The sequence below is a fragment of the Blautia sp. DFI.6.71 genome (genome assembly GCF_020593585.1).
In the GTDB taxonomy this organism is placed as follows: Bacteria; Bacillota; Clostridia; order Lachnospirales; family Lachnospiraceae; genus Blautia_A; species Blautia_A wexlerae.
Genome location: NZ_JAJDMJ010000011.1, coordinates 1 through 13,212 on the forward strand (window position 1 = coordinate 1; position 13,212 = coordinate 13,212).

General features: G+C 43.3%; 11 protein-coding genes. 9 read left to right on the plus strand and 2 right to left on the minus strand.

All coding sequences use genetic code 11. The features are described from left to right. Positions 1 to 85: 85 nt before the first annotated feature. The 9 genes from LJE12_RS06760 (at position 86) to LJE12_RS06800 (ending at position 9,507) form a co-directional block, all read left to right on the plus strand. Positions 86 to 616: a helix-turn-helix domain-containing protein gene (locus LJE12_RS06760; protein WP_009247529.1), complete on the plus strand. Its 531-nt coding sequence runs from the start codon at positions 86 to 88 to the stop codon at positions 614 to 616. Positions 617 to 1,134: 518 nt separating this feature from the next. Then, complete coding sequence (locus tag LJE12_RS06765) at positions 1,135 to 2,310, plus strand: MarR family transcriptional regulator (RefSeq protein WP_227226825.1); 1,176 nt, start codon at positions 1,135 to 1,137, stop codon at positions 2,308 to 2,310. Between the two features lie 2 nt (positions 2,311 to 2,312). Then, positions 2,313 to 2,843: a hypothetical protein gene (locus LJE12_RS06770; protein ID WP_005333547.1), complete on the plus strand. Its 531-nt coding sequence runs from the start codon at positions 2,313 to 2,315 to the stop codon at positions 2,841 to 2,843. Positions 2,844 to 2,975: 132 nt separating this feature from the next. After that, entirely contained in the window at positions 2,976 to 3,824 is an 849-nt protein-coding gene (locus LJE12_RS06775; protein ID WP_005333545.1) for a MerR family transcriptional regulator, read from the plus strand. Between the two features lie 328 nt (positions 3,825 to 4,152). Further along, a complete protein-coding gene (locus tag LJE12_RS06780) occupies positions 4,153 to 4,680 on the plus strand; it encodes a DUF5697 family protein (RefSeq protein ID WP_005333543.1) in 528 nt (175 codons plus the stop codon). A gap of 6 nt (positions 4,681 to 4,686) precedes the next feature. Further along, positions 4,687 to 5,388: a DUF6100 family protein gene (locus LJE12_RS06785; protein ID WP_005333541.1), complete on the plus strand. Its 702-nt coding sequence runs from the start codon at positions 4,687 to 4,689 to the stop codon at positions 5,386 to 5,388. A gap of 109 nt (positions 5,389 to 5,497) precedes the next feature. Next, the gene (locus tag LJE12_RS06790; RefSeq protein ID WP_227226826.1) at positions 5,498 to 6,604 is read left to right on the plus strand and encodes a hypothetical protein; all 1,107 of its coding nucleotides are present in this window, start codon (positions 5,498 to 5,500) and stop codon (positions 6,602 to 6,604) included. After that, positions 6,594 to 8,564: a VirD4-like conjugal transfer protein, CD1115 family gene (locus LJE12_RS06795; protein WP_022415647.1), complete on the plus strand. Its 1,971-nt coding sequence runs from the start codon at positions 6,594 to 6,596 to the stop codon at positions 8,562 to 8,564. Before LJE12_RS06790 ends, LJE12_RS06795 begins: the two co-directional genes overlap by 11 nt. A gap of 16 nt (positions 8,565 to 8,580) precedes the next feature. Further along, complete coding sequence (locus LJE12_RS06800) at positions 8,581 to 9,507, plus strand: S1 RNA-binding domain-containing protein (RefSeq protein WP_005333538.1); 927 nt, start codon at positions 8,581 to 8,583, stop codon at positions 9,505 to 9,507. Between the two features lie 495 nt (positions 9,508 to 10,002). Here LJE12_RS06800 and LJE12_RS06805 read toward each other — a convergent pair whose 3' ends face one another. Continuing rightward, positions 10,003 to 12,465 carry an ABC transporter permease gene (locus tag LJE12_RS06805; protein WP_005333537.1) on the minus strand — a complete coding sequence of 821 codons (2,463 nt, stop codon included), beginning with the start codon at positions 12,463 to 12,465 and terminating at the stop codon, positions 10,003 to 10,005. Then, positions 12,465 to 13,136, minus strand: a complete 672-nt coding sequence (locus tag LJE12_RS06810; protein ID WP_172676439.1) for an ABC transporter ATP-binding protein — start codon at positions 13,134 to 13,136, stop codon at positions 12,465 to 12,467. The genes LJE12_RS06805 and LJE12_RS06810 overlap by 1 nt, the downstream gene beginning before the upstream one ends. Positions 13,137 to 13,212 lie beyond the last annotated feature (76 nt).

Genomic DNA, 13,212 nt, shown 5'->3' on the forward strand with positions numbered 1-13,212 from the left:
TAACAACAAAAAAATGCCGTATTTATGCGGCTTTTGGCGTTTCGCAAACGCCTAATTTCACTAAATATAAAAGGAGCGTATCATTATGGCTATCAGCGAAAGAATACATTTTTTCAGACTAATGCGTGGTATGACACAAAAGTATCTCGGTACAGCAATCGGTTTTCCAGAAAAGAGTGCTGATGTGCGTTTGGCACAGTACGAAACTGGTACACGCAAACCGAAAGCAGACCTTACAAATGCATTGGCACAGGTGCTTGATGTTTCTCCACAGGCTCTTGATGTTCCTGACATAGACAGCTATATCGGTCTTATGCACACTCTGTTTACCCTTGAAGATATTTACGGTCTTACTGTCAGTGAAGCAGACGGAGAGGTATGCTTAAAGGTCAACAAGGACAAAGGCAGAGAAGCATATGAACTCCTCAAAATGCTGTATGCTTGGAAAGAACAGGCAGACAAGCTATCTTCCGAAGAAATCAACAGAGAAGAATACGATAACTGGCGTTACCATTATCCAGAGTTCGACACCACACAGCGTTGGGCAAAAGTTCCATCACAGGAATTAAGTGACGCTCTCGTGGAAGCATTCAAAGACCACTTGAAAGATAAATAAGCACCTACAGGACCTGCCACTGGCAGCTCCCTACAGATGCTTTGGCAACGACAAAAAAGCCCTTAACTATGGTTATTAACCACAGCTAAGGGCTTAGTTTATAATATGGAATTTGTTCAGAGCCAAGCTCCGAACTTTAGTCTGCAAGCCACCTGTTAATTGTTCCGTTACCCATAAACCACTGGATAACAAGAATAATGGCACTTGCTATGACTGTTATCAATTTGTTATCAAAAGACTAATCGAAATCGCTGAAACCCGCATAAACACTGGCTTTTTTAAGCAACTCGATTTATTCAAACTCCAGACAGACAGTACGGAGTATTAACGCATATAGACGATTTTAAAGGCTTTTTAACCAGTTAAGAGCAACATAGCCACATAATCTAAATTTTAAAAATGCAATAAAAATGCAATGAGTGAAACGACTACTTGCTATACTTCCATCGGCTTCTTCTTGATACCAACACTATGAAAAGTCCGATTACAATTAAATATACTTTGAAAGGAAGATCACCATGAATTACAAATTAGAACTCAAACAAATCGTGGATTTTCCACGCTGTCGCATTTACCGTGACTTCATACAAACTTTAATCACTACCAAGAGCATCCGAACTACCGGGGGCTCTTTTCTTTTTTATTATCTGGTATTATGCTCCTATGCAAATTACCGCACATCCTACCGCAGGATGGAACACATTACCTATACCATTGGTCCGGGAGAGTGGATCTGCACAGTCACAGATCTTCAGGAATGGTTTCGCTGCCGTTTCCAACATCAAGTGTTGTCCATCCTTCGATTTTTTGAAGAGCAGAATTACATTACCTACTCTCTTCTCGGCAAAAACCGCCTGGTCAAATTCAAAATATCAGACTGGCCCAAAGACAATACTGTATTGGAATACAACTATCCCTGTAAAAAAGATACAGGGTTTTTCTTTTTCCCGATTGCCAAAGTTCACGAACTAATTGGCATTGGAAAATGCTCGGAAATGGATGTTCTTCTGGATCTGTGGATTCATGGAGTTTACAACGATTCCTCTGTCCAGGGATCTGATTCCGGTCCCATTGTCTATTACCGGGATAATACCGGAAATCCCCTTACCAGCTTTAATGAACTGGGTGAAAGGTGGAGTCTGTCAAAGGCATCGGTATCACGACTCTTGAAGAAACTGGAGGAAAAAGAATACATTACACTTATCTCATTTACAGGAAAACACGGAAGCGTAATTTATCTCAACAATTACCTGTCCGTGATGTTTAATATCAGCGACGTTATGATTGACAAGGAGGAGATCGCTATGAAGATGCAATTACCAATCCATGTACCTGAAGAAATCACTATTGAGGATTCTGCTTCTGTTAGCGTTTCAGAAACTGTCACAGACTCACAAATCACCGTTACAAAAAATGATTCCTGCGTTCCAGATTCACACATGAAATTTATCGTGCAAAAAGTCGCAGAACTATTGGATTCACAAGGGATTCCATGTTGCCACTGCTCCAAAACCCGCTATATATTATCTCCATTATCAGCCTGCAAAGATATATTTAATACATTTACTCTAAATATTATCTGTCCCTACGGAAATGCCGCTTATCGGTTTGAGTTGTCCGTAAGTCCGGGGGATGAGTCTGCCCAAAAGATGCCTGCCGTGGCAGAGCCTTCTGCACTGAAAGGGGGGGAATAGACATGGCAAACCGCAATACACAGGGATTTCCTTCACCCGAAGAAGATCCACGTTTTCACGACACCTATCAGTTTTTACGCAGATACCGGGATGCAACCTACAGCCTGAAGGTAGTCGTACACCAGATGGAGCACCAGTTTAAGCTCCAATACGACAATGACATCGACAAATTTCTGGACTCCATCTATGCTGCCGGGGCTGATCTTACCGGAAGCGACATCGAACAACGGGCAAAAAGTATTGCCAGAAGCAACCAGATGCTGAAGCTTTTGGAATCATCCATCGATCTCCTCCGGAACAATCACAAGCATGGGGAACAGTATTACTGGATTCTCTACTACGCTTTTCTCTCTCCACAGGAAATGAAAAATACAGATGAGATATTGGATAAGCTGGCTCACCACATCACCAATATTTCCTACCGCACCTATTACCGGAAACGCAGGGCTGCGATTGAAGCACTCAGTACCATCCTTTGGGGATTTACTGCAAAAGAGACATTGGATACGCTCAACAAGTTCTTTCCAGAGTAATACATATCGCCTATCTCCTCGGCTTTTCGTAATATCATAAAAATGTTATACTAAAAAATGCAAAATATATATTGACTCTCACGGAACGTCATAGCGTACAGTTATCTTATCAGGAACAGGAGGTCAGCAACTATGAGGACAGTCAAAGAAATATCAGAACTTACAGGTATCAGCGTTCGCACGCTTCACTATTACGATGAAATCGGGCTTTTAAAACCAACACAAAAAAGTGATGCGGGATACCGGCTTTATGACGATAGGGCATTGGAAATATTACAGCAGATTCTGTTTTTCCGTGAGTTTGACATTCCTTTGAAAGAAATCAAAGCTGTTCTGGAGAATCCTGCTCTTGAAAGGAACCAGATCTTGCAAATGCAGAGAAAAATGTTGGTAGCAAAGAAAGAACGTATGGAACATCTGATTGCCAGCATTGATGATATCCTGAAAGGAGAGAATAAAATGGATTTTGCGATTTTTAGTAAAACGGAAGTTGAAGAAATGTTCCAAACTATGTTTGAACATATGCCTGACAATATGAAAGAACTTGCTGTAAAAGAGTTTGGAAGCATTGAAGAATGGAAAAAGCATTATATTAAGACAGTTTCATCAGAAGAAATGCAGAAAGGCTATGCTAAAGTTGTTGAGTGGTATGGAGGAAAAGAGCAATTCCTGTCTGTTGCCAACAATCCTATTAGCAAAGAGGCTGCAGAAAGTTACAACCAACAATTTGACAATCTTTTATACAAATTAGCAGCTAAAAAAGTATGTTCACCAGATTCTTCTGAAGTAAGAGAACTTGTTTCCGAATACGGTTTTCTTATGAAACAACTTTCACAGATAAAGAAAGAACACGGTCTGATGGTTGCACAGGCTCAATATTACCGTAATGAAAAAATCAAACCTATGATAGATGAAAAATACGGCAATGGTACAGCCGAATTCTTCGCACAAGCTTTCGAAGCATTTTATAAAGACAAGTAATCATTAGAACTACACAAAAGCACAACAATACACCATGCAGGGAATCAAAATGGTTTCCTGCTTTTTTTATGCCAACCAGTGAAAATGGCACAGAAATGACCTGCTTCTGCGATTGAAGCGTAAAATTACCCATGCTACAATAGGTATTGCTTATAGTTTTCCTTATTTCCAGCACCCATAGATGGTGCTTTTTTTGTACCTGTAAATTCAATCGCTGACAGCAGGTTCTATGTACTTTGTACGTACACTATACTTACAATACCAAACGTATCCTGTACGTACAGCCATATGTATAAAGTTTCCTATTATATATAGAAGGGAGTCAATCATGAAAACAAGGAACGAAATCTATCAAGGAGAGGGAGCCAAGCTCTTACGGTTCATTACCACTTACCATACTCTGAGGTATGACCAGGTTTTACAACTTTTCTCCCGACATGAGCAGTCTATCAAGTCATTGATTACCAGCCTCATCAAACAAGGGCGCATCATTTACGATAAAGAGCATGACCTTCTTTGTGACAGCCAGCAGTCTGCTGAGAATCCTGACTATGCTATAATTACATGCTTCTGGGTACTGCTGGATTTTAAGAAAGGTGTTGTATACCACACCAGTGGCGAATTTCCAATCAAGCTCAATTTCTTTTCGCAAGATGAACAATACGAAATCATCTATATCGGTGAAGAACAGGAGGCTCTGATCAATCATGTGATGGAAAGTATCCCATCACATGGTTCCAAACGCCTGATTGTCTTAGAATCCGAAAGCCAGGCTGCCAAAATCACCATTGATGATGTAGCCGCTTACTGCCTTGTAAATGAATCCGGTGCTGTCAGTTACTACATGAGAAAGTAGGTTATTATGACGCAAAATACACCAACCATTTACCAGCGGCTTGAAAAACTGGAAGGGGAGCTGCAAAAACTGACGAATACCGTTTACGCTCTGAAGGTCACTGATATCCAGAATTATGATAAAAATTTTGAGGAACTGAGCGTCAGTGCTGCTCTTCGGGCGGAGCGGATTGCCTGCCAGATGCGTAACCTTGTCTGTCCGGCTCTCTCCCCAAATCAAGCAGCTTATCTTCCCAAAGCGGCAGATGCACAGGGAATGCGGATTGCAGAACAGCAGGGGATTCTCACCATTACGCTTCCCGGACTGCTTCCGAAACGAAGAGTCCACACAAACACTGCATTTCTCCATGAACCGCTTAATTATATGCTTCGGGAGTATGTAAAACAAAATGCCCTGCCCCTCTATCGTGACTGCGTGATATGTTTCAGTCAAATATATGACAGGGAACTTCCTCAAAGACGTATCCGGGATTATGACAATCTGGAGTTTAAACAGATTCTGGATACACTTTGTACTTATGTTCTGACAGATGACAGCGGCTTTTTCTGTGATTCCTACTACACGACACAGCTTGGCTTAAAGGACTGTACACTGGTATCGGTTATGGAAAAAGCTGACTTTCCGAAATGGCTGCAGAACCAGAAAAATCATCACGAAAGCATGTCGGAAAATCTCCTGACTTCTCAGGCAGAAATCCGACATCGGTAAGAACCACCGCAGGGAACTTTGTTTTCTTGCTTTTTTTATCTCCAAACCACCGGAGATTTACCCAAGTATAGGCTTGCATGGGTAAGAACTGAATTGAGGTGATGCTTATTTGATAAGACCTGACACTACGAAATACCGCTTACTGGAAATGATAGGGATGTGCGGGGAATTTCCCGCAGACCAGCTAAACAGACTCATCCCAAGTGCCTCCTATGCGGAAAAACTCATTACGGATTTGAAGGCGGAACACCTCATCCGTACCCACTACCGGGATGCTCTCAGAGGCTACCGTCTTACAAAAGCTGCGAAAGAGATGCTGTTATCTGTCTCGCCGCTACGCTTCCAGTGCTATCTGACCGGCAATACCGAGACGAACCTCATCCGAAGTGAAGTATCCCGACGTATCCGCTTACATCAGAAAGCCGAAACGTATCTGACACTCCTTCATGCCGGGATTCCCTTTTATCCGGATGTAAAACCTGACATCTTCTGTAATCACCGCGAAGCTGGTTCCATCGGTATGCGAAGCCTTCCTCTTTTTTACGCTTCCAGAGAAATTAAGGAATTGGGCCCGGAGACCACGAAGATTAGGAACTCCCGCAGCATGGGCATCCTGATGGCACCGCAATGTGTCTATATCCTTTATAACACGGGAAACGGAGTCCTGAAATGGGAATATCGAACGGAAGTCCGCTTAAACGCCTTCCTGCAGCATTACCTGCAAGGCTACCCTTACAACGGACATCCACAGATCCGGGCAATCATGACCGGAACCGACATGGAAATGGCTTTCCGGCTGTTTACCAGTACCGGAGGCTACAAAAAGAGCCTGTTTATGCTGGACACCTCCTTCGAGCATTTCCATTACCTTCCCAATACTCCGGAAGGGGAAGTGCTTTTAAAACTGCTGGTTCACCCTGAGATCATGGAAAAGCTGGACAACCTCCTGCTGTCCGATCTGGGCTGCCGCAGCGATTCAATTCCACTGGAACATGATGCCACGGATGCTTCCGGGAACCCCATCCTTCTTGCTTATGATTTTGACATGCAGCGAATCAACCGGTTCAATACCGGCTTAAATGTATACGGCAGATCCGGGAACCTGATCTGTTTCGATTTTCAGATTCCGGTCCTGAAAAAATACTTAACTGCCACAATCCATTTCTCCAGTATTGACCTTTGCAAATTCAAAAGGGGGTTTTTACATGAACCGTAAATGGTGGAAGCTCATTTATATGCTTCCGATCACCTTCTGCACCCTCTATGCAGGAGGCTATGTTGCTCAATTTATCCGCAACTATCAGACCTGGGAATCTGCCGGCAATTTTGCCGGAAACGGAACTGCCCCGCAGATCCCCTCCCCGCACCCGCTCGCCTGTCTGGATGCCCTGACTGCTTTCCCGTACAATCTGTATGGGATTTTTCTATGTCTGGCAGCTTTTGGACTCCTGACCTTCCTTCTCATGCGTATGGGATTTGACCGAAACGGGGAAATAACAGACCGGGGCCGGAACCTGAATTATTCCACAAAGGGAACCTATGGGACTTCCGGTTTTATGACTTTGGAGGAAATGCATCAGGTACTGGAGCTTACGAATGATGTCAAGAAACACAAGGGAACCATTCTTGGAAAACTGAACGGAAAAGCCGTTTGTCTCCCGAAGGATACCCGCATGAACCGGAATATTGCCGTTTACGGTGCCAGCGGTTCCATGAAAAGCCGGGCCTTTGCACGCAACATGATCTTCCAGTGTGTTGCCCGCGGGGAAAGCCTCATCATCACCGATCCAAAATCGGAATTGTACGAAAGTACAGCCACTTACCTTGAGAATGCCGGATATATCGTGAAATCCTTTAATCTTGTAAACCCGGAAAACTCGGATAGTTGGAATTGTCTGGGTGAAATTGGCGGACAGGAAACCATGGCACAGGTATTTGCTGATGTCATCATCCAGAATACCGGTTCTGCCAAAGGCGATCACTTCTGGGACAATGCCGAGATGAACTTATTAAAAGCTCTGATTCTCTATGTGGATCAGGGATTCCCACCGGAGGCAAAGAATATCGGACAGGTATACAAACTCCTGACCATGAGTTCGGAAAAAGAACTGAACAGCCTCTTTGACCTGCTTCCGGTCTCCCATCCGGCAAAAGTCCCCTACTGCATCTATAAGCAGGCAAGTGACACGGTACGTTCCGGCGTCATCATCGGACTCGGTTCCAGACTTCAGGTATTCCAGAACAAGCTGATCCGCCAGATCACTTCCTATGATGAGATCAACCTGACGCTGCCGGGAAAAGAAAAATGTGCATACTTCTGCATCACTTCGGATCAAGACAGCACTTTTGATTTTCTTTCTTCCCTGTTTATGACCTTCGTATTTATCAAACTGGTCCGTTATGCAGACACCTATGGGGAAGATGGAAAACTGCCGGTTCCGGTACATATCCTGGCTGATGAGCTGGCGAATACGGGAGCAATCCTATCGCTCAACAAAAAGATTTCCGTGATCCGAAGTCGAAACCTCAGTATTTCCTGCATTTTCCAAAACCTGCCTCAGATGCAGAACCGGTATCCCTTAAACCAATGGCAGGAAATCATCGGGAACTGCGACACTCAGCTATTTTTAGGCTGTACGGATGAGGTAACTGCTACATTTATCTCTAACCGCTCCGGTGATGTGACCGTTGGTGTCAGCAGCGAAGCCAAACAATTAAATAGCTGGAGGGTATCCGATTATACACCGGAATACCGCCAGACCAGATCCATCGGGAAACGAAAGCTCTTAACTCCGGATGAGATCCTGCGGCTCCCGCTGGATACTGCACTGATTATCCTGCGTGGTCAGAAGGTACTGCAGGTAGAAAAATACGATTACACCCTGCACCCGGATGCCCAAAAACTCATTCCCCGGAAGGCTTCCGAACATATTCCGGAATGGAGAAAAGGAGCATGTAGTGAAGAATATACGTACACTCCAACTATTCCTGCTTCCCACCCGAAAAAAACCGCTTCTTATGGAAAGCAGAAAAAGAAAAAAGCTGAACCGCACTTTGACCAGCAAAGCGTTTATCAGGAACCTGGCTATCACGATTTCCCGGATGACTTCTCAGCAGATAACTATTCGGATCACACAGACATGGTTCCTTTAGATAAAGATTCTATCATGTCATAATTTGAAAGGAGACACTATGATGCCAAACGAAACAACCAACACACCTATTTTAACTCTGGATTCCGATGCGAAGCTGGAAACAGCCCAGTCCATTTCAGACCTTACCTGGCATGAGATCCAGAATGCCTACCGTACCCGCCGAATCTTAACCGGAATGCTTGGCGGTATCGAGAAAACAGAAAACGGCAGCCTCATTGCCGTGGTTTACTACAAGGATTTCCGTACTGTCATCCCAGTAACTGAGATGATGATCCATCTCATGCAGGATGAAGCACACGATTATGGGGAGCTTGCTCTGCGGCAGAACAAAATCCTCAACAATATGCTTGGATGTGAGATTGATTTTCTGATTAAGGGATTAGATCCGAAGACACGCAGCATTGTCGCCAGCCGGAAAGAAGCGATGCTGAAGAAACGCCAGATCTTCTATCTGGATAAAGATGCTTCCGGAATGCCGAAAGTTTATGAAGACCGTATCGTGCAGGCAAGAGTCATTGCTGTTGCGGAAAAGGTAGTCCGGGCAGAAATTTTCGGTGTGGAAACCTCCATTCTTGCCAGAGACCTGTCCTTCGACTGGATGGGTGATGCCAGAGAACGCTTCCAGGTAGGCGATCACATCCTGGTACGCATCCTGGATGTGCGGGCAGACTCACCGGAGCAGGTCATTGTCCACGCAGATGTCAAAAGTGTGGAAGGCAACACCAGCAAGGAAAACATGAAAAAATGTAAGATTCAGGGAAAATACGCCGGAACTGTGGAAGACATCCATAAAGGCACCGTCTTTGTCCGGCTCTCCATCGGTGTCAATGCCATTGCCCACTCCTGCTATGACAGCCGGACAGTCGGGAAAAAGGATCAGGTATCCTTTGTGGTGACGCATATTGATGAAGAGCGTAATGTTGCCCTCGGCATCATCACCCGCATCATCAAGCAGACCATATAAGGCTTCCACCTTATTTTTAAATAGCTTTTTTTCATATACAGCACCAATTAGTCCAGCAAATACTCACGATACAGCTACATAAGGTGACAGAATAAAGTATTTTTCAGACCATTACCTTATTGTACTGAAAACGGTAACGTGTTATACTGATTCGGTATTACTGAACCGGAAAGACGGATGCATTTCGATTTTGCCCTCTAGTATCCAAGGAGGGTGATGCCCATGAATACAATGGAAGTATTGACTTTACTATTGGTAATTTTTGCGGCTTTGACTTATATAGATCGACATAATAAGAAATAGCATCCACGACCCTAGGAAAGTTTTGGATGCTATGACTTATACATAGAATATAAAATTTAACTGAGGGCATCAGATTTTGCATCTGAATACCTTTCTTGAGTTCATTATACACTGGGGGATTTGAGAAATCAAGTCCCCCTTTTTATTATGACATTGATTAGTATCTGCATTAAACATCAGAAATTTATATTCTTACTCACTGAAACGAATTCTCTCTATCAATGAATCTTTCCTTACTGACTTTGCAATGAATATTGCCAATAACATCTGTATCACAAACAATGTTAAAATTATAATAATAGCTGCTGTTACCGGATAATGGTATGTGCTGATATCAAACATTCCTGTACGCTTTGCATATAAAAACAACGGATATCCTGCAAGACTTCCCACTCCGATACTGATAATAAGAGTGCCTACTGTATAGAATATACCTTCCAACTGGAGCATCTTCATCAACTGACGGTCCGACATTCCGATTGCCTGCATCATGCCAAGCTCCTTTTTTCGCACATGGACACTATTGATCATTGTGTTAATCAAGTTCATAATGCTGATTGCTGCCAGAATGATGATAAATGCATAACATGCACCTCTAGTCATCTGTATGGCATTTTCCCATGTATCGTACTCATTCTTCCAGGTACGCATCTGCAGTCTGCCTGATCCATCCACAATAGCCTGTAGAGATGCTTCCAGTGCCTCATCATAATCCTTATCTGCAATCACCTGAAAATAGCTGGAAGAATTATTTATGGTAAGTTTCTCTGCCCCTTCTTTTGCCATGATAAGACAGTTATAGTTTGTCAGACCTGTTCCATATTCACCAATTGCTGCCACTTCAATCTCTTTTTGAAAGGTATTATCTCCATCATGAATATTGAGTTTCAGCTTATCTCCCACTTTAATATCTGGATACCAGTGAAGTAGCGCGCGGTCCAGAATCACTTTATCCCCGGATTTCAATTCCTCGTATGTGACATTGCCTTCAGTGATTCCTTTTTTCAGCTCTTCTGCGTATTCTTCCGGCACTCCATTGATAAATTCGGTTCCAATTTTTTCTTCAAAAGGTCCTCCTGATACCTTCAACGCGGTAAACACATCTACCCGCTCAACACCGTCAAGCTCCTCTATCTGCTGCTTTAGTCCTTCATTTAATGGATTATTCTTTTGAACCTCCGCCCATTCATATTCAGGATGCTCTTTATTCCCGGATTCCACAATTGGAGAAATCTCATATTGCCCCACAATCGAACTCTTTGCACTTTCCATCGGATTTGCACAAGACAGCACCGTTGCTACCATCATGACAAATATTCCGGTAACGGCCATAGATACAATCGTGATAGTACTCTTCTTTTTATTCTCTGCAAGATTTCTCTTGGTCAGTCGTCCGATATTCAGAAATTGATATCCCTTCCTGCTGCTTTTCTGTCGCTTACTGCCTCCCTGGTAACGCATAGCTTCTATTTCTGATACCTTCGCCGCCATACGCATAGGCTTCATCAGTGACAGATACACTGTACACAGAGTCACTGCAATTGCCAACAGATAAATCCACCAATAATAAAGTTGGACTTCTCCTTTAGCTACAACCTTGTATGCCTCTGTTATAAGTACGTTTGAATCCTTTGCATGTTCTACAAACTGGAGAAGTACAACTTTCACAGCAACTGTTCCGATCAAAAGTCCTATCGGAATGGCAAACAACGCCACTCCCATTCCCTCTCTTAGTACGATTTGTCTAAGCTGCCGTTTCGTAGCCCCGATTGCCTTTAACTTTCCAAATTCCCGAACCCTCTGGTTCATAGATACATAATAAACACTATAAATTGTGATAATGCCCGCCAATACAACAATAAGCATGATTCCTACAATCACCGGAATTGTAGCCGGATCCACATAATTTGCTGCAAGATACTCTTTATTAATATTCATGTCATCCTCGGAAATCCCGAACTGTCTGGCAATATTCTGTATCGTCTCTGTATAATCTGCAGTCGTATTTCCTTTCTGTCCATTCACCTGAAGTAAAAACCGATATTTCACCTGTTCTACCGGTATCTCCGCTTTCAGAAAGGCCTCTGAAACCAATGATGTATATTGTTTTTGTTCTTTGCTGCTCTCATTATCTGCTAAAAAACCACAGATTCGAAAGTCTTTCTCCTTCGTATAATCCAGTCCGTCATCTTTCAGAATCTGATAAGGTACTGTGATAGTGTCACCGATTTTCCCATTCTGTCCTAATGCTTCCAGTATTCCTTTTGAAACCACAATATCATTTTCTTTCTGCGGAAGTTGCCCCTCTTTCAGCTTCACTTTATAAAGTTCCATCCCTGTTCTGTCCATATACATCATGGAAACCGTCGCATCTTCCAGATTCATGTACCCCGCATCGCTGCGGAGTCCGTAAGTTTTCACATCATGATGTGCCGCCAGTTTCATAACTGTACTCTCGTCCACGTTCCGATAAAGGGCATGCCATGTTGGATAAATCTTATTGATTACCGCAAAGTTCACTTCCACCATATCTTTTCCGATTGATGGGATTACGAACAGCAGTAATGTTGTCAGGATAATGGCAATTCCAATCAGTATGTTTTTGCTCTTATAATGCCGCATATTGCAATATGCAACTCTGGTCGTCATCTTCATTATCTTCTCACCGCCTTGCCATCTTCAATGATAATCATTTCATCCGCCATCTGGGCAATCGTTTCATCATGGGTAATCATGATAAGCGTCTGCCCGAAATCCGACACGCAGCTTTTCAATAGGCTCATAACCTCTAGCTCAGTCTGGGAATCAAGGTTTCCAGTCGGCTCATCCGCCAAAATTATCGCCGGTCTTGTCACCAATGCCCTGGCTATCGCAGTTCTCTGTTTCTGTCCACCAGACAAAGCAGACGGCATCGCATCTTTCTTATCCTGCAGTCCGATTTTTTTGAGAATATCTTCCACTTCCCGCGGCTTTACCTTGCGATTATCAAGTCCCAGCGGAAGAACGATATTCTCCCACACATTCAGCGATGGAATCAGATTAAAATCCTGAAAGATAAATCCTATCTTCTTTCTTCGAAACTGTGCCAGTTTATCATCTTTTCGAGAATAGATATCGGTTCCATCAATCCATACTTTGCCGGAATCCGGTCTGTCAAGCCCTCCAATCAGATGCAGAAGTGTAGATTTTCCGGAGCCGGAACGTCCTACGATAGCTGTAAACTTGCCTCTCTCTATCTGTAAACTTGTATGATCCACGGCTCTCACCTGATTCTCGCCTTCTCCATAATACTTTACTAGATCTTCTACTTTTAAAATACTACTCATATCTTCAAGTCCCCTTTCCATTTCATACCCCTACTATAACATTCCTGCATTACAAAACCCTTACAACAACCATAAC

Coding starts and splice junctions, on each gene's coding strand:
- LJE12_RS06780 (WP_005333543.1), top strand. CDS start 4,153: ATGAAAACAAGGAACGAAATCTATCAAGGAGAGGGAGCCAAGCTCTTA.
- LJE12_RS06800 (WP_005333538.1), top strand. CDS start 8,581: ATGATGCCAAACGAAACAACCAACACACCTATTTTAACTCTGGATTCC.
- LJE12_RS06785 (WP_005333541.1), top strand. CDS start 4,687: ATGACGCAAAATACACCAACCATTTACCAGCGGCTTGAAAAACTGGAA.
- LJE12_RS06810 (WP_172676439.1), bottom strand. CDS start 13,136: ATGAGTAGTATTTTAAAAGTAGAAGATCTAGTAAAGTATTATGGAGAA.
- LJE12_RS06795 (WP_022415647.1), top strand. CDS start 6,594: ATGAACCGTAAATGGTGGAAGCTCATTTATATGCTTCCGATCACCTTC.
- LJE12_RS06765 (WP_227226825.1), top strand. CDS start 1,135: ATGAATTACAAATTAGAACTCAAACAAATCGTGGATTTTCCACGCTGT.
- LJE12_RS06805 (WP_005333537.1), bottom strand. CDS start 12,465: ATGAAGATGACGACCAGAGTTGCATATTGCAATATGCGGCATTATAAG.
- LJE12_RS06760 (WP_009247529.1), top strand. CDS start 86: ATGGCTATCAGCGAAAGAATACATTTTTTCAGACTAATGCGTGGTATG.
- LJE12_RS06770 (WP_005333547.1), top strand. CDS start 2,313: ATGGCAAACCGCAATACACAGGGATTTCCTTCACCCGAAGAAGATCCA.
- LJE12_RS06775 (WP_005333545.1), top strand. CDS start 2,976: ATGAGGACAGTCAAAGAAATATCAGAACTTACAGGTATCAGCGTTCGC.